Origin of the sequence: Sorangium sp. So ce296 (assembly GCF_051529605.1) — a bacterium.
Taxonomy (GTDB): Bacteria; Myxococcota_A; Polyangia; order Polyangiales; family Polyangiaceae; genus Sorangium; species Sorangium cellulosum_D.
In genome coordinates, this window is the sequence record NZ_CP150325.1 from 1094864 (window position 1) to 1118143 (window position 23280).

The 23280-nt window shown below is 73.4% G+C and carries 16 protein-coding genes; 7 read left to right on the forward strand and 9 right to left on the reverse strand.

Annotated elements, in window-relative coordinates:
* Positions 1-87: 87 nt before the first annotated feature.
* Positions 88-930: a CPBP family glutamic-type intramembrane protease gene (locus WME98_RS04175; protein ID WP_437950077.1), complete on the reverse strand. Its 843-nt coding sequence runs from the start codon at positions 928-930 to the stop codon at positions 88-90.
* A gap of 95 nt (positions 931-1025) precedes the next feature.
* Positions 1026-2285 (reverse strand): NAD(P)H-dependent flavin oxidoreductase, encoded by a 1260-nt coding sequence (locus WME98_RS04180; protein WP_437950078.1) that lies wholly within the window; start codon positions 2283-2285, stop codon positions 1026-1028.
* A 169-nt stretch (positions 2286-2454) separates the two neighbouring features.
* On the opposite strand from WME98_RS04180, the gene WME98_RS04185 reads away from it, so the two are divergent.
* On the forward strand, positions 2455-3270 hold the full coding sequence (locus tag WME98_RS04185; RefSeq protein WP_437950079.1) for a hypothetical protein: 816 nt from the start codon (positions 2455-2457) through the stop codon (positions 3268-3270).
* Between the two features lie 96 nt (positions 3271-3366).
* On the opposite strand, the gene WME98_RS04190 is transcribed toward WME98_RS04185, so the two are convergent.
* The 5 genes from WME98_RS04190 to WME98_RS04210 form a co-directional block, all read right to left on the reverse strand.
* Positions 3367-4317: an OmpA family protein gene (locus tag WME98_RS04190; protein WP_437950080.1), complete on the reverse strand. Its 951-nt coding sequence runs from the start codon at positions 4315-4317 to the stop codon at positions 3367-3369.
* Positions 4318-4334: 17 nt separating this feature from the next.
* Complete coding sequence (locus WME98_RS04195; protein WP_437950081.1) at positions 4335-4736, reverse strand: DUF4398 domain-containing protein; 402 nt, start codon at positions 4734-4736, stop codon at positions 4335-4337.
* Positions 4737-4881: 145 nt separating this feature from the next.
* Positions 4882-6804, reverse strand: coding sequence for a DEAD/DEAH box helicase (locus tag WME98_RS04200; protein WP_437950082.1), 1923 nt, complete (start codon positions 6802-6804; stop codon positions 4882-4884).
* 140 nt (positions 6805-6944) lie between these two features.
* The gene (locus WME98_RS04205; protein WP_437950083.1) at positions 6945-8855 is read right to left on the reverse strand and encodes a glycoside hydrolase family 9 protein; all 1911 of its coding nucleotides are present in this window, start codon (positions 8853-8855) and stop codon (positions 6945-6947) included.
* A gap of 428 nt (positions 8856-9283) precedes the next feature.
* Complete coding sequence (locus WME98_RS04210) at positions 9284-10183, reverse strand: 1,4-dihydroxy-2-naphthoyl-CoA synthase (RefSeq protein ID WP_061629811.1); 900 nt, start codon at positions 10181-10183, stop codon at positions 9284-9286.
* Between the two features lie 352 nt (positions 10184-10535).
* Between WME98_RS04210 and WME98_RS04215 the strand changes: the two genes are divergently transcribed.
* From WME98_RS04215 to WME98_RS04235, 5 genes are all read left to right on the forward strand, one after another.
* A complete protein-coding gene (locus tag WME98_RS04215; RefSeq protein WP_437950085.1) occupies positions 10536-11708 on the forward strand; it encodes a PAS domain S-box protein in 1173 nt (390 codons plus the stop codon).
* Positions 11709-11960: 252 nt separating this feature from the next.
* Complete coding sequence (locus tag WME98_RS04220; protein ID WP_437950086.1) at positions 11961-13028, forward strand: fibrinogen-like YCDxxxxGGGW domain-containing protein; 1068 nt, start codon at positions 11961-11963, stop codon at positions 13026-13028.
* Between the two features lie 70 nt (positions 13029-13098).
* Positions 13099-13620, forward strand: a complete 522-nt coding sequence (locus WME98_RS04225) for a hypothetical protein (protein WP_437332268.1) — start codon at positions 13099-13101, stop codon at positions 13618-13620.
* Between the two features lie 26 nt (positions 13621-13646).
* A complete protein-coding gene (locus WME98_RS04230) occupies positions 13647-14282 on the forward strand; it encodes a hypothetical protein (protein WP_020738422.1) in 636 nt (211 codons plus the stop codon).
* 90 nt (positions 14283-14372) lie between these two features.
* Complete coding sequence (locus WME98_RS04235; RefSeq protein WP_437950087.1) at positions 14373-16460, forward strand: protein kinase domain-containing protein; 2088 nt, start codon at positions 14373-14375, stop codon at positions 16458-16460.
* 86 nt (positions 16461-16546) lie between these two features.
* On the opposite strand, the gene WME98_RS04240 is transcribed toward WME98_RS04235, so the two are convergent.
* A complete protein-coding gene (locus tag WME98_RS04240) occupies positions 16547-17338 on the reverse strand; it encodes a hypothetical protein (RefSeq protein ID WP_437950088.1) in 792 nt (263 codons plus the stop codon).
* Between the two features lie 293 nt (positions 17339-17631).
* Positions 17632-21606, reverse strand: coding sequence for a protein kinase domain-containing protein (locus WME98_RS04245; protein WP_437950089.1), 3975 nt, complete (start codon positions 21604-21606; stop codon positions 17632-17634).
* A gap of 85 nt (positions 21607-21691) precedes the next feature.
* Between WME98_RS04245 and WME98_RS04250 the strand changes: the two genes are divergently transcribed.
* Positions 21692-23257 carry a serine/threonine-protein kinase gene (locus tag WME98_RS04250; RefSeq protein WP_437950090.1) on the forward strand — a complete coding sequence of 522 codons (1566 nt, stop codon included), beginning with the start codon at positions 21692-21694 and terminating at the stop codon, positions 23255-23257.
* Positions 23258-23280 lie beyond the last annotated feature (23 nt).

A 23280-nucleotide genomic window follows, 5' to 3' on the forward strand; every position in this document is an offset into this window, starting at 1 on the left:
CGGTGTCGAGCGCTCCATCCCGATCGAGCCGCACGAGCCGCGCTCGACGCAGCGCCGCCTCGGAGGCGAATCGAGGCGCGCGCGGGGTCATAGAAGCCCTTGATGCCACAGGGAGAGCAGGTCCATCGACGTCGCGACGGCGACGTGGATCGCGCAGCCGCCCCAGATGGAGTCGCTCTTCAGGCTCACGGTGCCGAGGATGAACCCGGCGAGCACCGAGCCGAGCGCCTCGGGCAACGGCTTGCCGAAGTGGATCATCGCATAAGGCACCATCATGGCGAAGATCGAGGAATAGCCGAGCGCGCGGCGGACGCCGTGGATGAAGAAGCCGCGGTAGAAGAACTCGAGCGCGACGAACTGCGCGGCATAAAGGGCCTCCCACGCCCAGAACCACGGCCAGAGGTCCTCGCCGCGCGCGAGCTTGTAATAGGGGTACTTCGCCTGGAACGCGGGCGAGAGCGACGCGACGTAGAGGACCGGCGCCATGACCGCGAAGAAAAAGGCATAGATGGACATGTGCCGCGCCGTCCCGCGGACGCGCAGGCCGAGGGTCCGGATCGGCACGCCCAGCACGAAGCGCGCGACGAGGAGGGTCGGGAGCAGGTAACCGGTGAGGCGGCCGACCGCCCAGACGATCCGCTGGTGAAAGCGGCGGTCCGGGGAGGTGTTCAGCGCGTCGTGGAGCCGCGCCGCGGCGTCCTCGAGGCCGACGGCGCGCAGGCCATCCACCATCCAGCGCGTGTCGTTCTCGTTGCCGGCGAACCGGACGAAGATGAGCACGCCGATCACGGTGAGAAACACGCTCACCATGCGGCGGGTGACCTCGCCCGCGGGAGTCTCGGCCCGATGGAGCGCCGCCTCGGCGTCGAGTCGATCGCGCAGGTCGATGACGTACTCCTGCCAGATCCCGCGGAAAAAACGTCCGATCACGCGCCGTGCCTTATCACCGCGGGCGCCCCCGGCACAATCGAGAAGGCCTGCGCCCGAGCGCGAGCGGCCCTCCGGCCGGGCCGCTTTGCTGCCCGTCAGTCGTCCAACGCACGATCGTCGGAGTCGTCATCGTCCGCGTCGCCTCCCGACGGCGCGGCGCCGAGCACGCCGGTCGGGCGCACGTCGAGGATGGCCTGCGCCTCAGTCATCATCTCCGCCACGATCTCGGCTGCTGGCTTGACGCTGGCGATGGACAGGACGCTCTCCGAGCCTGCGGGCATATCCATCTCCTCGAGGTCGCCCACCGTGTCCGGCGTGGGCACGAACGCGCTGAATTTCGGCATCTCGTACGGGACGTCCAGGACCCCGGGAAACAGCACCGTGGTGCCGATCGTGGCCGGCGGGGGCGGCGGATCCGGGATCCGCGGCTCTCTCCCGGCCCACTGCCGCACGACGCGGTTCCGCAGGACGCGCTGGCGCTGGCCCGGCCACTCCGGGCCGAAGAAGGTCTGTACCGCCGTGGCCCCGGCGCCCGCCGCGACGAGGCGAGCCTTGTAGTCGGGATGGGCGTAGGCCTCCGTGGAGGCCACCAGCCGCGTGCCGACGACAACGCCGTCGGCGCCGTCCCGCAGCGCCCGCACGACGCCGGCCCCGTCCGCGATCCCGCCCGCCGCGAGGAGCAGCGCCGGCTTCACGTCCCTGCGGATGGCATCGACGAGGGGCTTCGTCTTCACCGTGGCCCGCGCGTGCCCGCCGGCCTGCGACCCCTGCGCGATGATCCCGTCGGCGCCGACCGCGACGGCGTCGCGAGCGGCCGCGACCGAGCCCACCTGGACCCAGACCTTCGCGCCCGCCGCGTGGAGCGCGTCGACCCAGGCGACCTCCGGCGCGTTCCAGTGGAAGACCACGAGCCGCACCGCCTCGGCGACGCAGACATCGATGTGATCCCGCGTGACGAACGCGCCCGCGGGCCCGGTCGCGACGATGAAATCCACGCCGAACACGCCCGCCGTGAGCGCCTTGGTCGCCCGGATCCGCGCCTCGACGACGGAAGGCGGCTCGGTCGCCGACCCCAGCACGCCGATCCCACCCGCGTTCGAGACCGCCGCGACCAGTGGAGGAAGGCTGACGAACGCCATGCCGGCGCTGACGAGCGGAAACGGAACACCGTAATCCACGGTGAGCCGGGTCCGGAGCGAGAGCGCCGGCCCCGCGCGCAATCCGTCCGACAGCGCCTCGCCGTCCTCCTCAGGCCCGCGCCCCGCATCGCCCAGCACGCAGCCCGGGCCCAGGGCCAGACCGAGCCCGCTCAGCCCCAGGAGATCCAGAAACGTACGTCGATCGAGCTTGTGCACCGATTCCTCCGTGTCTTGCGTCCTGCGCGTCGCCCACGCCCACCCAGAACCACCTCGGCCGACGGCCGCAGGGCCCCTCAGCGCTCCTCAAAGCAGCTGGCGACGCACCGGACGTTCCGTTTTCGGTATGTGGTTTGCATTCTTACGGGCTCTCGGAGAAAGCCAGCCCATGAAAATCGTTCAGCAGCACATTGTGCGCCATCAGGAGCAGTTCAGCGACCACCCCTTCTTTGCACGCCTCGCGACGGATCCGCCGTTCGAGCGGCTCGCGCCTTTCCCGGTCTGTCTGACATTCTTCGTGATGACATTTCAGGACATCCTGCGCATCTGCGATGAGCGCGCGACGGAGCCGGGATACAAGTCCATGGTGCACCGCCATCGCCTCGAAGACGCGGGGCACGACCGCTGGTTCCTCGGCGATCTGGCGGCGCTCGGCCTCGAGCCTCCCGCGGCGGCCGAGCTGTTCGGCGAGCGTCATCGCGCCGCGCGGAACGCGAGCCTCGCGCTGCTCTCGGAGGCGCTCCGCGCGCGCCACGACGCGTGCCGGCTCACCCTGCTCCTGACGCTGGAGTCGGCGGGACACGTCTTCTTCGAGCGCGTCGCGCGCTACCTGGAGCGCATCGGCGAGCGGCGCCGCCTGCGCTACTTCTCCCAGACGCACCTCGACGTGGAGAAGGCCCACGACGTGTTCGAGGAAGACACCGACGCTCGCATCGAGGCCATCTCCCTCGACCAGGAGACGCGGACCGAGGCGCTGCAGCTGATCGACCGATGCTACCGGGAGCTCACGGGGATGTTCGACGCGATCGAGGCGCAGATCGCGGCCGGCGCGGCGCGCCCCGCCCTCGCCCCGTCGAGGCCTCGGTCGGCGCGAGAGGCGGCGCGAGAGGCGGCGCGAGGGGCGGCGCCCCGCGTCGTGAGGACGCCCGTGATGAGGCCGTTTGCGCGGCGCGCTCCCCGGGGCGACGGGGGCAGCCCCGGATGACCGGCGCCGCGCCGTCGCTCGCCGTGAGGTGGTGATCGGAGAGAGGCAGGGAGGCGGGAGGTGCCGATGGATGCTCTCCCCGCCCCCCCGGCGGCGTCACTGCGCCGAGGTGGGATTGACGATGATCTCGACGCGCCGGTTGTTGGCGCGGCCCTCGGCGCTCGCGTTGTCCGCCACCGGGCGATCCGGCCCGTGGCCGACGGTCGCGATCTTGTCGGCCGGCAGACCCACGCTGACGAGGTGAGCCTTCACGGAGTCGGCGCGCGCGAGCGAGAGCTTGCGGTTCGCCTGGGCGGAGCCGGTCGAGTCGGTGTGCCCCTCGATCCGCAGCGGCGGCGACCCCTGATCCTTCAGGGTGGTCGCGACCTGGTTGAGCTTCTCCTTGGCGATCGGCAGGAGCTCGGACTTGCCCGAGGCGAAGAGCACCGCGCCGGAGAGCGTGATGACCACGCCGCGCTTCTCCTCCTTCACCGCGGCGATCTCCTTGAGGCTCGCGAGCGCCGCGTTCGCGACGCGCTCGGCCTCCCGCCGCGCCGCCTCGGCCTCCTGCCGGGCCTTCTCGGCCTCGGTCCGCGCGCTCTCGGCCTGGAGCCGCGCGCTCTCGGCCTGCGCGCGCGCCTGGCGCTCGCGCTCGATCTGCTGCTGGCCGCTCTGCAGCGCGTCCTTCGCGGTGGCGAGCTGCTGCTGCGAGAGCTCCTTGAAATCTTCCTCGGCCGCGGCCTTGTCGCGCTGCGCCTGCTGCAGCGCCGCCGCCGCCTCGGCCTCGCGCGCCTTGCGATCGGCGATGTACGCGAGGTCGCGCGTCTGCTGGGCCTCGGGATCCTCGTTGAACGCGCCCTCGGCGCGGGAGAGCGCCTGCTTCGCGGTGTCGAGCTGGGCGGGCGCGAGGCTCGACGCCGGGCCCTGGGCCGCGCGCTTGTAGCTGGTGCGGGCGTCGACGAGCTCCTTCGGCGGCATCGCCGCGCTGCACCCCGTGGCCGCGACGAGCGCGGCGCACAGCGCGAGGGACCAGCCCCGCGACGACACGTTGTTCACGAAAGAAGCCATCTCCTTCACCTCTCGCTTCACTGGACCCCCGCCTCTTGCAGCTTCTCGACCTGCTTCAGCGCCTCCTGCGCCTGGGCCTGCGTGGCGCGCGCCTTGGCGATGGCCAGCGCGAGCTCGGCGTCGGCCTCGGCGCGCTCGAGGAGGCGCAGGGCGGGCTCGTTCTCCTCGGCCTCGATCAGCTTCTTGGCCTTCTCGAGCTGCTCGCGGGCGAGCTTCAGGTGGAGGGTGGCCTGGGGGTCGGCCTCGGCGCCCACCTCGTCGGCCGCGCGGATGGCGGCCTGAGATTCGGCGAGCTGGTCGTTCGGCGGCGGCAGGGAGCCGCCGCAACCGGCGACGGCGAGGCCGAGCAATGCAGCGAGCGCCGCAACCGGGCTCGCGAGACGGCGTAGGGCTGGCTTGTTGTTCGGGCGTCGGTTCACCCGGCCTTTGTACATCACCTGAGGTCGTCGAGAAATCAGGAAACCCCTGCACTTGCTGGCGATCGTCGCCGCAGGGCGCGAGCGCGATCGATCGCGGCGCGGCGGCGCGCGCCGCCGACGCTCGGCGAAACGCTCGGCGACGCGGCTAGTCGACGCGCATCGAGCTCGCGCGGACGATCCGGATCCGCGCGTCGCGCGCGTCGGGCTGGTTGACCGCGCGCGCGAAATCGGGCGCGGCGGGGGAGGCCACCTCGACGACCGACGCGGTGGAGCCGATCCGGATCGCGCCGATCTGACGGCTCGAGACGCCGCCGCGGCGGCACACGAGGGCGAGCAGGCGCCGGGGATCGGCGCCGTGGCGCTCCCCCCAGTTGACCTGGAAGGGCACGAACGGGAGCCGCGGGGGCTGCTCGCCGTCGCCGCGGCGGGGCGCGGGGCGGCCGCGCGGCGGCGCACCGGACCAGGGCGCCTCGGCGGAACGGCCGCGCGACGGCGCACCGGACCAGGGCGCCTCGGCGGAACGGCCGCGCGACGGCGCGCCGGACCACGGCGGCGCCGCGGGGCGGCCGCGCGGCGGGGGCTCGGACCGCGGCGGCGCGACGGGGGTGACCGGCTGCGGCGCGCAGGGGCCGGTGTGCTTCGCCCGCGCGAGCAGGGCCGCGACGAGCTCGGTCGCGTCCATGTCCGCGAGCAGCCGCGCCGCGAGCTGCTGGAGCCGCGCGTCGGGCGCGGGGCAAAACGCCTCACGGGGCTCCCGTGCACCGGGCGCGGGGACCGGCGCCTCGCTCGCCCCCTCCGCGGCCGCCTCGACGGCCGCGTCGGCCGCGCCGCCGCGGCGCGCGCCGGCGAGCTCGGCCGCGAGCCGCTCGTCGGCGGCGCGCAGCACGTCCTCGGGCGACGGGGCGGGCCGGAACGTGGCCTCGACGCGCGCGCGCCGGAGCAGCCTCAGCGCGTGCTCGCGCGCCGACGGCGTGACGAGCAGCACGCTCGTCCCCTTGCGGCCCGCCCGCCCGGTGCGGCCGCTCCGGTGCGTGAAGACCTCGGGGTCGCCCGGGGGGTCGGCGTGGATGACGCGCCCGACCTCGGGCACGTCGATGCCGCGCGCGGCCACGTCGGTCGCGACGAGGGTGGTGACGGCGCCCGAGCGGAACGCGTCGAGCGTGCGCGTGCGCTCGCGCTGCTCGAGGTCGCCGCTCAGGGCGCGCGCGGGCAGGCCGAGCGCGGTGAGCTTGTCGGCGAGCTCGGCGGCGCCCTCGCGCGTGCGCACGAAGACGAGGGTGCGCTCGCCGGGCGCGAGGAGCAGCAGGTTGACGAGCGCGGCGTCGCGCTCCGCCGGCAGCACGAGGTGGGCGACGTGCGCGATGTCGACGTTGGCCGCGCCGGGGCGCGTGCCCTCGACGCTCGCCGGGTCGCGCTGGAAGCGGTCGGCGAGCGCGCGGACCTCGCGCGAGAAGGTGGCCGAGACGAGGTGGGTCCGGCGGTCCTCGGGCATCTTGCCGACGATCGCCTCGAGGTCATCGCGGAAGCCGAGATCGAGCATCTGGTCCGCCTCGTCGAGCACGAGGTCGAGGACGCCGCGCGGATCGAGGGTCCCGCGCTCGAGGTGGTCGAGCAGGCGCCCGGGCGTGCCGGCGATGACGAGCGGGTCGCGGCGCAGCGCGCGCGCCTCGGCGCCGAAGCTGGTGCCGCCGGTGACGCACGCGACGCGCGCGCCGAGGGGCGACAGGAGCCAGCCGAGCTCGCCGGCGATCTGCGCGGCGAGCTCGCGCGTCGGGGCGATGATCACCGCGGCCGGGGCCGCCGCGATCCGGGGAGCGGCGTCGGGCGCGGCCGCGGCGTCGGGCGCGGCCGCGCGCCCGGCGAGGGCGCGCTCGAGGCGGGGGGCGAGCGCGAGGCCGATGGCCACGGTCTTCCCGGAGCCGGTCTGCGACGAGATGCGGAGATCGCGCCCGGCGAGCTCGGGCGCGAGGACGGCGTGTTGAACGGGGGTGAGGGAGGTGAAGCCGCGGCGGGCGAGCGCGCCCGCGAGCGGCGCGGGCAAGGCGTCGTGCAATGAGTCTGGATTCATGAAAGCCGCGCAACCTAGCAGAACCTGGACGGTTGTCGCGGCCAATCGCCCGGCGGGGCGCCGGGGGCTGCCGGCTCCCCCGCCGGGGGGGAGCGCGCCGCGCGATCACGGGACCGCGCGGCGCTCCCGCGTCGCTCGCGTCACTGGGCGGTCTTGGCCTTCTCGTCGAGCCAGGCGACCGTCCACGCGAACGGGCTGTTCCAGTTGATGGTGATCTCGTTGACCGACCACGCCCCGATGTCGTCGAGGTAGCACCTTTGCGGGGCGCACTTCGCGCGCTCGGCCGTCTCGTCGAGCGCCGCTTGCGCCACCTCATCCTCCAGCCCCGAGTTCGGCCCGCCGGAGACCGCGCCGGGCGGAGCCGACGGGTACTCGGGGTCGACCTGGGCCGCCCAGAAGCGATGATGCGGGTTCTCGAGCGGGTTCTCGCCGTAGCCGGAGACGTAGGACTTGTCCATCGGGTTGCGCCCGAGGAGGTAGTCCGCGCCCGACGCCACGCCGTCGAAGTACTTCTGCTCGCCGGTGAAGTCGTGGGCCAAGGCCAGGACCAGCATGTTGTTGAGCACGAACGAGTTGGAGCCCCAGGGATACCCGCCCGCGCCCACCGTGAAGGGCACCCGGTACCCCTCCGTCGCGACGGCCTCGAGGTACTTGTCGGCGATGGCGATCAGCTGGGTGCGGGCCGCCTCGCGCTCCGCCGCGGCGTGCTGGGCCTCGACCACGGCGAGCGAGATGGCGCCCAGCCCGTCGACCTGGCCCCAGGTCATGGCGCTGAACGTGCCGTCCACGCCGATGAGCTCCTTGCTGTAGTCCGACGCCGCGAGCTCGGCCTTGTACGCGGCGTCGCCCGTGGTGAGGAACAGCTCGGCGGCCGCCCAGTAGAACTCGTCGTCCAGGTTTTCGTCGCCGTAGGCGCCGCCGCCCGCAACCATCCCCTCGTTCGGGAGGGTGACCTTCGGGTTCGCCTTCGCCGCGGTCCACGCCCGCGTCGCGGCCTCAAGGCACTTCGCCGAGAACGCGGGGTCGAGCTCCTTCCAGATGCGCGCGGCCTGGGCCGCGGTCGCGGCCAGGTTGAGCGTCGCCGCCGTGCTGACCGGGCGCAGGAAGCGCGGCTGCGTATCCTCGTGCGGCGCCAGCGGCAGGCCGGTCCACGCGAGGTCGTGGATCTTGTGGTGCACCATGCCCGCGTTGGTCTCGCCCTGGGGCACCTGCATCTTGAGCATGAAATCGATCTCCCACCGGGCCTCGTCGAGGAGGTCGGGGATCTGGTTCCCGTTCTCGGGGATCTTCAGCTTGCCGTCGGCGAAATCCCCCGCCGTGGTCCCGAGCGCGACGAACCGCTCGTACTGGTTCAGCAGCGTCCAGGCGGAGATACCGCCGTTGACCACGTACTTGCCGTGATCGCCGGCGTCGTACCACCCGCCCGTGACGTCGAGCGTGTACGAGCAGCCGATGCCGTCGGCGCAGGGCGCCTCATCCGGCTTGTGCCCCGCCGGGCGCGCGTGGTCCGGGCCGACGTACTGCTCGAGGATCTCGATGCCGGAGCGGTTGTGGTAGAAGTACGCGAGCGCGTCGTACTTCATCTGGGAATAGATGGTCGGGCTCACGTCGAACGGGTGGCTCGTCACGGTCCCGACGCGGAGCTTGTAGCCCTCGCCGACGGTGGTGAAATCGCTGAAGTCGATGGTGTGCACGTGCTCGCCGGAGGCGGCGTCGTCGCCCACGACGCGGGTCGCCCCGCTGTCGACCACGGTGCCGGCCGCGTCGACGAGCTCCCACGCGTGCGGCTTGTCGGCCGCGGCCACGACCGTGGCGACCTTGGCGGCGGCCGGCAGGTACCCGACCTGATTGACGCGGATCAGCTCCGAGCCGGAAGGCGGCACCGTCTCGACCGGCTCCTCGCCGCCCGCGCCGCCCCCGCCCGAGGCCCCCACGCCGCCGTCGCCGCCCGCGCCGCCCGCGCCGCCCGAGGCCCCCGCGCCGCCCGAGCCGTTGTTCGCGCCGTTCGAGGAGCCGTCGTCGCCGCAGCCAACCGCGGTGAGGCCGCCCACGAGCGCCAGGAGAAGCGACCCTCCCAGGGACAGCCATGAACGCTTCCAACCAGCCGACCTACCAGCACAAAGCATGATGAGCATCTCCGGAAGAAGAAGAAGTTGAGGGCCGCGCAGCAGTGAACGATGCGAACGTCACGTCACGGCGCGGCAGCGACACCATTGATGGATACGGTGTGATTGTCAAGCGCAGATAGGCGCCCCTCCCGCCGTGCGATCACCCGACCTCGTTGACTCGAGATCACGCATCGCGGCGTCACGAACATGCCGCATCCGTGCGTCCGCGATGGATTTTTGCAGGTCCGCGCCCCCGTGTAGACCGCGGGAGCGGCGCCCGGCCGCCCGGCTCTACATCAATTTTTCTACATGTTTCCGATGATTTATGGGAGGCCATCGGGGCCCCGGGAACAACCGGCGGCGCGGCGCCGTCAGTAGTGCCAGGGAAAGCGCTTGAAATCTGGACGGCGCTTGTCTAGAAACGCATCCCGACCCTCCTGCGCCTCCTCCGTGCCGTAGGCGAGCCGCGTCGCCTCGCCGGCGAAGAGCTGCTGTCCGACGAGCCCCTCGTCAGGCAGGTTGAAGCCGTACTTCAGCATCCGCATCGCGGTCGGGCTCTTCGAGTTGATGATCGCCCCCCAGCGGAGCGCCTCCTCCTCGAGCTCGGCGTGGGGCACCACGGCGTTGACCATCCCCATCGCCGCCGCCTGCTCCGCCGTGTAATCGAGCCCCAGAAAGAAGATCTCCCGCGCCTTCTTCTGACCGACCTGCCGCGCGAGCAGCGCCGAGCCATAACCGCTGTCGAAGCTCGCCACGTCCGGGTCCGTCTGCTTGAACATCGCGTGCTCGCGGCTCGCCAGGGTCATGTCGCAGACGACGTGGAGGCTGTGGCCGCCGCCCGCCGCCCAGCCGGGCACCACGGCGATGACGACCTTCGGCATGAACCGGATGAGCCGCTGCACCTCGAGGATGTGGAGCCGGCCGAGCCGCGCCGGATCGGCCTGCCCCGCGCTCTCGCCCTCGTACTTGTAACCGTCCTTCCCGCGGATGCGCTGATCGCCGCCGGAGCAGAACGCCCAGCCGCCGTCCTTCGGAGAAGGCCCGTTGCCGGTGATCAGCACACAACCCACGTCGGAGGTCGTGCGCGCGTGCTCGAGCGCGGTGTACAGCTCATCGACCGTGCGGGGACGAAAGGCATTGCGCACCTCCGGCCGGTTGAACGCGATACGCACGGTGCCCTGATCGACGGCGCGGTGATAGGTGAGATCCTCGAACGAGAAGCCCTCGACCTCACGCCAGCGCGCCGGGTTGAAAATCGCAGAGACGGTCATGGTCCACTCCTTGTGGCGCGGACCCTACCCGCCTCATCATGGCCTTGCAACCTCGCTCACACTGACAGCGGACGCCGCCCAGGGGCGAGCACGCACACCAGGCTCCGGCCGCTTCCGGCGGCTTCCCGGCGACGCCGCGGAGCCCGCGAAACACTCTTGACATAAAAGTCGATCTCGTGGACAAGCAAGCTCCGAAGCATGGGTGGGCTCGACCTCCCGCCGTGTGGACGCGGGCGCTTGCGCGCTCCGGCCGGACGGCGGAAGGGCTCGCCTGCGCCGGCACAGGGGAGTCGAGCGGAGCGGCCGGACGCGACGAGGAGCGCGCCGCGCCCGCACAGGGGAGGACATCGGCTTGAGCCACGAAAAGTTGTTCGAGGTCGCTTCAGGGCTCCTGGCTACGGCGGACGCACGCGGCCATTTCCACGATCTGAACCCCGCCTGGGAGCGGACCCTCGGCTGGTCGCTCGACGAGCTCAGGGCGAAGCCGTACATCGAGTTCGTCCACCCGGGCGACCGGGAGGCCACGCTCGCGGAGACCAACGCTCTCTTCAACGGTCGCACGACATCGCGGTTCGACAACCGCTATCTGTGCAAGGACGGGTCGTACCGCTGGCTCGGCTGGGCCGCCCGCGTGGACATGGCCGAGCCCGCCGAAGCGCGCCTCATCTATGCCACGGCGCTCGACGTGACGAACGACCGGGAGCAGGCGGCTCGGTTCGAGCAGGTGGCGCAGCTCGCAAAGGTGTACGAGCGGCTGTTCCAGGTCTCGGTGGGCCTGCTCGTGACCCTGGACGCCGACGGGTACTTCCGGCACGCCAACCCGGCCTGGGAGCGCACCCTGGGGTGGACGCCCGAGGACATGACGTCGCGGCCGTTCATCGAGTTCGTCCACCCCGAGGACCGCGAGGCCACGCTCGCCGAGGCCGCCGCCCTCTTCCAGGGCCGCACGACCATCCGGTTCGACAACCGCTACGAGTGCAAGGACGGCTCCTACAAGTGGCTCGCGTGGACCGCGCACCTCGACGCGGCCGATGACCCGGCGAACCGCCTCGTCTATGGCACCGCCCACGACGTCACGTCGTACCGGGAGCTGCTCGGCGAGTTCGAGCGGACGCTCGCGCGGCTCCGCGACTCGATGCAGGCGATGTCGACGCCGCTCATCCCGATCACGGATCGCATCGTGGTCATGCCGCTCGTGGGGCAGATGGACACGGAGCGCGTCAGCCAGGTGATGGCCGTCGCGCTCGATGGAGTCCAGTCCAGCCAGGCCCAGATGGTCATCCTCGACGTGACGGGGCTCAAGGAGATCGACACGCGGGTCGCCTCCGCCCTCGTCGACACCGCGAGGGCGCTGCAGCTGCTCGGCGCAAGGACCATCCTGACCGGCATCCGGCCGGCGGTGGCGCAGACGCTCGTCGGGCTCGGGCTCGACCTGGCGGGCCTCATCACGAAGAGCACCCTCCAGAGCGCCATCTCGTTCGCGCTGCAAAGCGGGCAGACCCCGGCCCGGGCCCTCTCCCCCTGACCGTCGCGCGCCGGCGCCGCGGCCACGCCGCGCCGGCGCCGCGGCCACGCCGCGCCGGCGCCGCGCGCCACGCCGGCGCCGCGCGCCACGCCGGCGCCGCGCGCCACGCCGGCGCCGCGCGCCACGCCGGCGCCGCGCGCTACGCCGGCGCCGCCCCGGTCGTGCTCGGTCGTTGGGCGGGGCGAGGCGGCTGGTGTATAAGGCAGCGTGGCGCGCGCTCGGTCCTCTCAAGAGTCCCCCCAACACCGCACGGTGCTCGGCCAACGTCCGGTCGCAGGCGCCTGCTGCGCGGCCGTCGTGTGGCTGGCCGCCGCGCCGGCCTGCACGACGAAGGTGCGGAGGTTCGGGGAGGACGGCGCCGGGGGGGGCGCGGGCGGCGCCTCGGCGAGCGCCGGCGAGGGCGGCGCGACGGCGAGCGGCGGCGGCGCCTCGGCGAGCAGCGGCGGCGGGCCGTGCGAGCCCGGGACCCAGGACGGCTGTTATAGCGGAGAGCCCGACACGATGAACCGCGGCGTCTGCCGCGGCGGCGTGAGGACCTGCGACGAGGACGGGAAGGGATACGGCCCCTGCGCCGGAGAGGTGCTGCCGGCGTCCGAGCGCTGCGACACCGCCGAGGACGAGGACTGCGACGGTGTGATCAACCAGGGGTGCACCTACGCCCGGTGCGCCGATGTTCCCCGCGGCCAGCCGAGCGGCGTGGTCCTCCTCGATCTGGACGGGGCCGGCCCAGAGCCGGAGCTCCCCGTCTACTGCGATCTGACGACGGACGGCGGCGGCTGGGCGCTCGTCTACAACAGCGTCGGCTCCGACGCGGGAGCGACGCTCCCTTTCTGGAACATCCCTTACGCCGAGCGGCTCGGGACCCGGGGAGCGCCGGCGATCTCGCAGAACTATTACCGAGGCTCGCTCTACTTCGTCGGTCGAGAGTACCGCGACGAGATCGAGGATATCGAGGGGACCGTCAAGACGGTCATGCGCGCGACCGCCGAAGGCATCGACTCGGCGACCATGAAGCTCCTCCGCCCCGAGCACGTCTCCGGGAACGCCGACATCTACGTCTCGCAGTTCCTCTCCGGGTGGTCGTCCCGGGACCGCGACGTCGACCCCGACCCGGGGAACTGCGCGCTCCAGAACCAGAACGTCACCCAGCACTACGCGCAGTGCTGGGAATACAACCTCGGCGCGGACGGGGACGAGCCGCGGGACGACGGCGGCTGGGGCCCCCACCTCGGGACCCACCTCGCGGAGCGGCTCGGGCTCGCCAGCGACGACACACGATTTACACGCGTTCGGCGAATCTCTCGCTGGACGCGGTGGTGAGCCGACCTCGGGGCGCACCTCCGCGGATTTGGTGACAATTTCCGGGCGGCTCGAGTATGCTGCCCCGGCCATGCGCTTCTATGCACTGTGTTTGCTCATGCTCTTCGCGGGCCTCTGCCTGGCGAGCTGCTGGAACAGCGGCGCCTGCGTCGAGGGAGAGGCGTGCGAGTGCTTCAACGGCGACGATTGCTACCTCGGCTGCGACGGTGATTTCTGCGACCAGCGCTGCTTCCAGATGGTCCACTGCGGCGCCGTCTGCGAGCACGGGTGCTCGTTCGAGTGCTTCGACGTCAACGACTGCTCGGCCTCGTGCGGCGACGACTGCGATCTCAACTGCCATAACACCGCGTCGTGCGGCGCCATCTGCGACCGCGGCTGCCGGTACGAGTGCCACGACACGAGCCGGTGCGGCGTCAGCGTCGGGTCGAGCAGCGTCGTGACCTGCCGGAACGTGGGGACCTGCGAGATCGAGTGCCGGGGCTCGTGCCATGTGTTCTGCGAGGCCGTGAGCGGCGAGTGCCGCGTCAGCTGCCCCGACGGCGAGGCCGCGGTCAGCTGCCCGGACGGCTCGCGCGCGTGCGGCGGATGCTGAGGAGACGGAGATCCATGCAGAGAGCGATGACATCGCAGCTTCGCGCGCCGCGCCTCCTGGCCGCCGCGCTCTCGTTCGCGGCGCTGACCGTCGGGTGGGCCGAGGTCGGGGAAGCGCAGATGACGATCAAGCGCCCCGGGGATCGCCCGGATTACAAGGTCGAGCTCGAGCCGCACCTGCTCTTCGCGCCGTTCGAGCCGCTGGGCCCGGGCGTCGGGACGGGCGTCGGCGCGGGCTTCCGCGCCACCATCGATATCGTGCCCGACGGCTTCATCAAGCGCATCAACGACTCGGTGGGGCTCGGCTTCGGCATCGACGGCCTCCACTACGCGGGCAACGGGAATTATCGCGGCGACTGCAGGCGCTTCGAGAACGGGCCCGCGGGCACGCGCATCTGCACCGAGGTCGACGCGTACGGGGACGCGTCGAACTACGTGTTCGGCTCGGTCGTGATGCAGTGGAACTTCTGGCTTCACCGGCGCTGGTCGGTCTTCGGCGAGCCGGGGCTGTCGTTCTATCTGGGCGACCTCGGGCGCGACCCGTACCCCGGGGTCTCACCGGTGGTGTTCATCGGAGGGCGCTTTCACTTCACCGAGAACGTGACGCTCACGATGCGCCTCGGGTATCCCGCGTTCTCGCTCGGCGTGTCGTTCCTCCTGTGAGGTGCGTCGCCGGGAGGCGCGCGCGCCCGCGCCCCTCCCGGCGCTGCGCACCTTCCCCGCGGCGCCGGCCGACCTGATATCCTGCGCCGCATGCCGGAGACGCCGCGATCCGAAGAGCCGCTCGGCTCGGCCGAAGAGCCGCTCGGCTCGGTCGAAGAGCCGCTCGGCTCGGCCTACATCGAGGAGCTCGCGGTGCCGAAGGTCGGAGCGCCGGCCGCCGCGCCGCTGGAGGAGCTCTCGAGCTCGGCGCTCGCCGAGGACATCGAGGCGGCGGCCGCCGCCGGCGCCGCGGGCGGCGACGCGCTGGTCGGGAGCCTGATCTCGGGGCGGTACCGCGTCGACGCGCTCATCGGGGAGGGCGGGATGGGCGCCGTCTACCGCGGCGAGCAGGTGCACCTGCGCAAGCGGGTCGCCATCAAGGTGCTCAGGCCGCTCGCCCGGCGGATGCCGGAGCTCGTGGCCCGGTTCGAGCGCGAGGCCGTCGCGGGCGCCCACATCCGGCACCCGAACGTGGTCGCGGCCATCGACTTCGGTCAGCTGGACGACGCGTCGTTCTTCCTCGTCCTCGAGTACGTCGAGGGCACGCCGCTCAAGGACGTGATCGCCGGGGGGCGGCTGCCGCCCGCGCGGGCGCTCCGCGTCGCGCGCCAGCTCGCGTCGGCGCTCTCGGCGACGCACGAAAAGGGCATCGTCCACCGCGACGTGAAGCCGCTGAACGTCCTGCTCGACGCGCACGATCAGGTCCGGCTCATCGATTTCGGGCTGGCGAAGGTGGATGTCGATCTCCTGTCCAGCCAGAGCCGGAAGACGGCGGGCCCGACCCCGGCCCTCACGAACGCGGGCGAGGTGTTCGGCACGCTCGCGTACCTGGCGCCGGAGGCGCTGCGCGGGATGGATGCGGTGGACGCGCGCGCGGACCTGTATGCGCTCGGGCTCGTGCTCTACGAGATGCTCACCGGACATCACCCCTTCGACACGAAGAACATCGTGGCGCGGCTCAAGCAGCAGGGCGCGGCGGGGCCGCCGGCCCTCAGCCTGCGCGCGCCGGATCTGGTCGTGCCGTACGAGGTCGAGCAGGCCGTGGCGCGGCTCATGGAGCACGACGCGTCGTTCCGCTACCAGACGGCGGCCGATGCGGTCGCGGCGCTCGACGAGGCGCTGGCGGCGATCGCGCGGGCGGCGGTCGGGAGCGCCGCGCAGGGGGCGCACGCCGCGCAGGCGACGCAGGCCGGGCAGGGAGTGCACGCCGCGCAGGGGGCGCACGCCGCGCACGCCGGGCCGGGAGCGCAACCCGCGCCGCGAGCGCCAGCTGCGCAGGCGGCGCCGGGGGCGCCGGCGACGCAGCCTGCGCAGGGCGCCCCCAAGGCGGCGCCGCCGGCCTGGTCAGGCCCCCGGAAAACCCTGCTCGCCCACGCGCACCGCCGGCCCGCGCCCTCGGCGCGCTGGGTGCCCCTCGCGGTGGCGCTGGCGACCGCGGCGGCGCTCCCGATCGGCGTCGCGCTCTGGCTCGTCGTCCGGCAGCCCAGGCCAGCCGCGGAGCCGCCCGCGGCCGCCGCCGTGGTCACCCCGCCCGCGCCGATAGCGCCGCCGCCGGCAGCGCCGGCGAGCGCGCCGCCCGAGGAGGACGACCGGGGCGCCGCCGGGCTGCGCGCGCAGCTCGGCAAGGCGGTGGCGATCAGGAACTGGGTGCTCGGCGCGCAGTCGCTGCTGGCCCTGGCCGAGGCCGACCCGGAGCTCGTCCTGAGCCGGGGCCTGCGCGAAGAGGTCCTCTCCACGGTGGCGGGCATCGCGTTCGAGGAGGACAACCCGGCGGCGGACCAGGTCTTCGACCTGCTCACGAACCGGCTCGGCACCGGCGGGCTGGACGTGCTGCTCGACGTCGTGCGCGCCCGGGGGGGCACGAAGGCGGCCCGGCGCGCCAGCGAGATCCTGGCGAGGCCCGAGGTGATGGCGCGCGCGACCCCCGCGCTCCGCGTCACGTTCGCGTTCCGCAAGGCCACGTGCAACGGCAAACGGGCGCTGTTCGGCCGCGCCGCGGCCGAGGGGGACGAGCGCACGCTCTTCGAGCTCCAGGTGCTGCACGGCGCCCGGTGCAGGCGGAACGACCCGTGCTGCTTCCGCGAGGACAAGGCGATCGCCGACGCCATCCAGCAGCTGAAGGCGCGCCTCGGGACGTGACGAGGTGCGTGGCGCGCGCGGGCAGGCCGCGCGCTGCGCCCGCCGGCCGGCGCGCGGCGAGCTCCCCGGCCGCCCGCCGGCGCCGGTCAGAGCAGGCCGCAACCTGGGTAGAGCGGGAGGAGATCGGCGTCGCGTAGCTGGGTCCGGATCGTCTCCGCGTAGCTGGGTCCGAGGATCGGCCCGAGCAGCGGCCCGAGCAGCGGCCCGAGCAGCGGGAGCGTGTTGCACGTCTTGTTGCCGGCGGTGTCCGCCGTGCAGGCCAGGCTGCAGAGCCCGACGAAGGCGATCCCGCACGTCGGCACATGACCGCAGAGCCTGTCCAGCTCGAGGAGGTTGAGATCGAGCGGGCAGCTCAGCGAGAGCCTCGAGAGCTCCCCCGTCAGATCGGGATCGATGCAGGCAAACCCGGCAATGGGCCCGGCAAGGAAGGCGTTGCCGAACATCGTGGCGTCCCGCACGATGAAATCGAGAAAGGGCGCCTCGTCCGGGGAGCACGCGAGGGCCGAATGGCCGCCCCTGAGCAGGATATCCACATGCGCGCCGGAGCCGTTCAGGTGCTGAAAGATGCACGCCGAAACCCAGCGCTGCTCCGAGAGGTTGAGCGCACGACCTGTCCAGGCCGGTGCAAAGCCAAAGGAGCCGTAATACGGATCGCCGTTCGGTGCGTGGACGACCTGACCCTCGGACAGCGCGCAACGTATCGTATAGTCGAGCACGCTCCTCCCGCCCTCGGTGCCGAGCAGCGACGTCGCGGCCAGGACGCCGCCGACGACGAGCGGAGCGCCGCCGAGCGCCCGGAACGCCGCGCGGTTCTCCTGCGCCCAGAAGTGAGCGGGGGCCAGGCCGTTCGCGCCGATGGGCGCCACCGGGCGGCGCATGATCGGCGCCTCCGCCGTCTCGGCCGTTTCGGCCGGCTCGACATCGGATGGTCCGATGCACCCCGCCGTGAGCACACAGGCGCCAAGGACACCAACTGCGACGAAGCGAATCGAGGACATTCCGCTTTCCTCCTGGGTCATTACAGCGTCAGACATAAGACTACAAGCGCTGTTTTCTTAATCCTACACTATTTCATTTTCCAGGAAGACGCGCAATACTGAAAACTGGTATACACTGCGTGCACGGATAGCCGTGCTCGCCCGAACGCGGCGCGGGGACATGGCTTGTCGAATCAAGCCGTCAGGGTTGGACGAACGTCCGTTCGCGACGCCTCCTCCAGCCTGCGCTCGAGCTCGTCGAAGCGAGACAGCCACATGGGGCTCGCCGCGCGGAGCGCCCGCGCGCTCGCGAGCGACTCCTCCGCCTCTCCGGTGTGTCCTCGACGAAGCGCCATTCGAGCACGCCAGTAGAAGAGCTGAAGCGTGTTCTCGACGATGGGCTGGTCTCTCGCGAGCGCGATGGCCTCGTCCCACGACAGAGAGGCGGACCCGGCCGGCCGGAGGCCGACCTCGGAGAGCACGAGCTCGAGCAAGGCGTAGTCCCGGACGTCGCCCGGCTCGAGGACGCAGGAGCGCGCGATCCACAGGGCCAGCTGGCTGGCCTGCTCGTACTCGTCGAGCACGAGGTGGATCTGCGCGAGCAGGATCGCCGTGTGCGGCACGGGGCGCTCCGAGGCCTGCTCTTCCAGCCACCGGGCGCGCCGCGCGAGCGCGAGCGCCTCACGCTGCCTGTCGCTCCAGTGAAGGAGCACGGCGACGTTGTACGAAGCCATCTTCTCGAGCCACGGATTGCCGATCTCGCGCGCGAGATCGACCGCGCGGCGGAGGTCGTCGACCGCGCCAGGCAGCGACCACCTCCAGGCCCACAGCGCGATGCGGTTGATGTACGCGGCGCAGAGGTGGAACCGGTCGCCGGCCGCCGTGAGCAGGGCGATGAGATCCCCGAAGGCCCGCTCGGCCTCCTCGCGGCGGCCCGCCGACGCGAGCTGAAAGGACAGCATGATGAGGGCGAGGACGCGCGCGTCGTAGTCGCCCGACGCCCCGGCGCGCTCGGCGCAGTCGGTGAGCTCCGCGATCGACGCCTCGAGCTTCCCCCGCCGCCACGCGGTCCGGCCCTCGGCGACCCGGAGGAGCAGCGCGAGCTCCGGCGAGCGCTCCGCGTCGACGAGCGGCCGCGCCTCGTCCACCCGGCGCGCCGACGCCTCGAAGTCGAAGTCCCAGTCGAGCGCGGTCGCGTCCTCGAGCAGCAGGCTCGCCCTCTGGTGGGCGTCGCCGAGCGCCTCGGCCAGCGCGAGCGCCTCGCCGAAATCGCGGCGCGCCTCCTGGAGGCGGCACATGCGGTACCGGCTCCTACCGCGCCCCGCGAGCGCGCGCACGCGCCGGCGCGCGTCGCCCGGCGCCGCGACCTGGAGCGCGGCGCCGTAGCGCTGGTCCGCCTCGACGACGTGGTGCCGCGCCGACGCGAGATCGCCGAGCGCGAGGTAGGCGTCGGCGGCCTCGGCGCACTCGCCGCTCGCGGCCGCGTGGCGCGCGAGCGCGCGGAGCCCGTCGGTCGAGCCGGCCGCCACCTGCGCCCGCCAGTACGCGAGGGCGCTCAGGTGGATCGCGGCGCGGTGCGCCGGGTCGAGCATCTCGTAGACCGCCTCCTGGAAGATCGCGTTCTGGAACGCGTGGCGGTCGTCCGCGCCGCCGCCGACCTCGCTGTCGCGCAGCAGGATCCGCCGCTCGACGAGCGCCGAGAGCCCGAAGCCCGCGTCGACCATCGAGCCGGCGGCGCCCGCGCGCTCCAGGCCGTCCAGCACCGCCTCGAGCTCGGCGCGATCGAACGACATGCCGAGCGCCGAGCAGACCCGGGCGCACGCGGCGAGCTCCGCCGGGAGCTCGTCGAGCTGCCGCGCCGCGAGCCACTGCCACGCCGGCGCGGGCGGCAGCGCCTCGACCTCCGCGGTCGCGAGGTAGAAGCCGCCGCCGGCGCGCCGGCGCACGACCCCGGCGTGCTTGAGGGAGCGGACGATCTGGCGCAGGCAGTCCGGGTTGCCCCCCGCCCAGTCGGCCAGGCGGCGGAGGGTCTCGGCCGGCGGGAACTCGGCGGGCAGGAGCAGCCGCGACGCGAGGTCCATCGCCGCCTCCTCCGCGAGCGGCGCGAGCGTCACGCGGGTGTGGCGCTGGTTGCGCTGGCCCCAGCTGGGGCGGGCCTGCTCGAAGCGCGGGCGCGCGGTCACGACCGCCCAGAGCAGGACGCCCTCGCCGTCGAGCGTGGCGTACTCCAGGGCGTCGAGCAGCACGTCGTCCGCCTGGTCGGCGTCGTCGAGGATGACGGCGAGCGGGCCGCGGCGCGCCCGCTGGCGGAGCGCCTCGGCGAGCGCCAGCATCAGGCCGTGGCGGGCCGCGCCGGACAGCCGTCCGCCCCCCGGATCCGCCCAGCCGAGCGCCGCCGCGACCGCCTCCCACGTCGCGCTGCCGAGCGGCTCGCCGAGCCGCGCCACGCAGAAGCCCCGCGGGTCGTCGGGCGCGTCGTCGGGCGCGTCGAGCGCGACGCGCAGGAGCGCGCGCACCGCCTGCGCGGCGCCGCCGTGGATGGGGTGGAGCGCGCGCACGACCACCACGCGCACGTCCGGGACCGGCACGCCGGCGATGCAGGCGGCCTCGGCCGTGAGGCGCGACTTGCCGAAGCCGGCGTCTCCGATCAGCGTGAACAGGCCGGGGCACGCCCCGTCGAAGGCCTCGGTCGCGCTGCCCGCGAGCGCCGAGAGCACGTCGTCGCGGCCGAGCAGCGGCGGCTCGCCCAGGCTCTCTGGGTCGTTCGGCGGCGTGGGGGCGAGCTCCTCCTCGGGCAGCGCGCGCTGGAACTCCTCGGTCATCGCGAGGCCCCGCCACGGCTCGGGGGGGAGCCACGTCTCGGGGCGCTCGACCGGGGAGCCGTAGGCCGCGTGCATGCCGCCGGGGACCCGGCGCAGGCGCACGCTGGCGAGGTGCAGCGCGACGCGCGCGCCGCCGCGCTCCGCGATCTCGCGCGCCGCGGCGAGGGCGGCGCGGGCCGGGTCGTGGACGTCCCGCGCGGAGAACACGGCGAGGCAGCGCTGCCCCCGCTGCCGCGCGACGAACCCCCGGCGGCTGCCGACCGCCGCGATCACCGGCCCGGCGCCGGCCTCGGCGAGGAGCAGCGCGACCGGCTGGCGCCCCTCGGCGGCGGCCGTGGCGACGCCGTCGACCGGCCGCGACGACCGCGGCCCGGAGCGCGGCGACGAGGGCGGCGGGAGGGTGTCGGCGGCCGGGCGCGCGCGCAGGGCGTGCAGGGTGCGCCGGAGCGCGGCGGCGCTGGCGGGCCGGCGGCTCGGGTCCTTGGCGAGGCAGGCGAGCGTGAGCTCCTCGAGCCCCTCGGGGACGTCCGCGAGGTCGCTCGGGCGCGGCGGGCGCAGCGCCAGGTGGCCGTGCTCGATGGCGTCCTCGTTCCCGACGAACGGCGGGCGCAGGGTGAGCAGCTCGAACAGGACGACGCCGAACGCGTAGATGTCGGCGCGCGCGTCGATCCGCGCGGCGTCGCCCCGGAGCTGCTCCGGGGCCATGTACTCCGGCGTCCCCACGACGTCGCCGGCGCGCGTGGCGCCGACCGACGATGCCGGCTGGTCGTCGCCCGGGGCGAGCTTCGCGAGGCCGAAATCGAGCAGCACGGCGCGGCCGCTCGCGCGGAGCAGGAAGAGGTTCTCCGGCTTGAGATCGCGGTGGACGACCCCGCGCGCGTGCGCCGCCTCGAGCACCGCGAGGATCGCGTCCGCGCGCCCGGCGGCGCGGTCCGGGTCGAGCGGGGCGCGGAGCGCGGCGAGCTCGTCGGCCAGGGTCCGGCCGAAGAGCCGCTCCATCGCGAGGTAAGGCCGGCCGTCGGCGAGCTCGCCCTGGCCGTACAGCTGGGCGACGTGGGGCACCCCCACGCGCTCGAGGAGCGCGGCCTCGCGCCGGAACCGCTCGCGGACGCTCGACGCCGCCTGCCGCGCCACCTTGATGGCCGCCGGCGCGCCGTCGTCGTCCCGCTCCGCGGCCCAGACGTCCGAGAAGCCGCCGCGCCCGAGCGGACCGAGCAGCGAGAAGCCGTCGATCGCGGGCGCCGCGCCTGCCACGACGTCGGGCTCGCCGGGCGGCGGCGTGAAGCCATCCCTGGCGCACGGCGCGCCTTCGGCGAGCCGCCCGTGACATACGGCGCAGCGGTGCATGATCGGCTCGATTTCGGGCAGCCGACGGTCGCGTTGGACACCGGCCTACTCCTACAGTAACGCAGGAAGTCGACGGCTGTCATGTATGAAGACCTCCTCTCGAGACGATGAGCCGTCCCTCGCCGAGCCGGCGGTGGACGCGCCCGTCGCGCCCGCGGCGGGCGCGACGGCGGCCGGCACGGCGCCGACCTGGGACCAGCGCACGCTCGATGCGCGCGATCGCGAGGGCGACGGCCCCGGCATCCCGATCGCCGCGGCGCCGCGGGCGGGCGAATACCTCCTCGACGGGGTGATCGCCGAGGGCGGGTTCGGCGTCGTCTACCGCGCGGCGCACGCGACGAGCGGGGCGCCGGCGGCGGTCAAGATCATGCACGCCGAGCTCATCTCGCGCACCGACGTGGTGCTCCGGTTCCAGCGCGAGGTCGACGCGATCGGGCGGATCCGGCACCCGAACGTCGTCGAGATCCTCGACGTCGGGCAGCTCGAGGACGGGCGGCCCTACTACGCGATGGAGCTGCTGCAGGGCAGGAGCCTCGAGCAGCACCTGTTCTCGCGCGGCCGGCTCCCGGCCGACGAGGCGCTCGCGATCCTCGATCCGCTCTGCAGCGCGCTCGCCGCGGTCCACGCGCTCGGGATCATCCACCGGGACGTGAAGCCCTCGAACGTGATCCTGTGCGAGCAGGGCGGCGGGCTCCGGGTGGTGCTGCTCGACTTCGGCATCGCGAAGCTGCTCGGCACGACGGATCTCTCGCTCACGTCGTCGCGGCACGTCGTGGGGACCCCGGCGTTCATGTCGCCCGAGCAGCTCCTGAACCGGCCGGTCGACATGCGGACCGACGTCTACGCGCTCGGCGCGCTGCTCTACACGATGATCGCGGGCGCGATGCCCTTCTCGGCGAGCGCGTACCCGGTGCTGCGCCACCTGCACCTCCACCAGGCGCCGCCCCGCCCGAGCCTGCACGCGCCGGTCGACCCGGCGTTCGACGACATCGTCGTGCGGGCCATGAGCAAGGACCCCGCGGGCCGCCACCCGGACGTCGCCGCGTTCCTGGAGGACGTGCGGGCCGCGACGGCGCGGGTCCTCCGCACCGACGCGAAGGAGGCGGGGCGCGTCCGCCGCCTCGCCATCGGGATGCTCGTCGAGGTCCTCGCCGAGACCCGGGCGCTCGAGGCGCCGACCGACTCCTTCCTGACCGATTTCGAGGCGGTGCTCCCGGAGGCGATGACCGAGCTCGCGACCGCGGGGTTCTCGCCGCTCGCGGTCACGAGCACCAGCGTGCTGCTCTCGGCGGACTGGCCGCGCGACGAGCGCGGCGCCGAGGAGGCGCGCGGCCGCGCGATCTCGGCCGCGCTCGCGCTGTACGAGCGGATCGCCGGGCCGGACCGGCGCGACCTGCGGGTCGGCGTGCGCTTCTGCCTCCACGCCGGCGACGTGGTGGTCACCGAGGACGGCTCGGTGGTGGGCGGGAACGTGCTCGAGCTCTCCTCGTGCCTGCCGGAGACGGCGGCGACGGGCGTCTACGCGTCGCCGGCCATGCTGGACGGCCTCGGCTTCACGTCGCACCGGGCCACGGGGGCCCCGGGCGCCGCGATCCCGATGCGCCGCGTGGTCGCGCGGCCGCCCTCGGACAGCGCCGCGGCGCCCGCGTAGCGGCGGGTCGGCGCGGCGCGCGA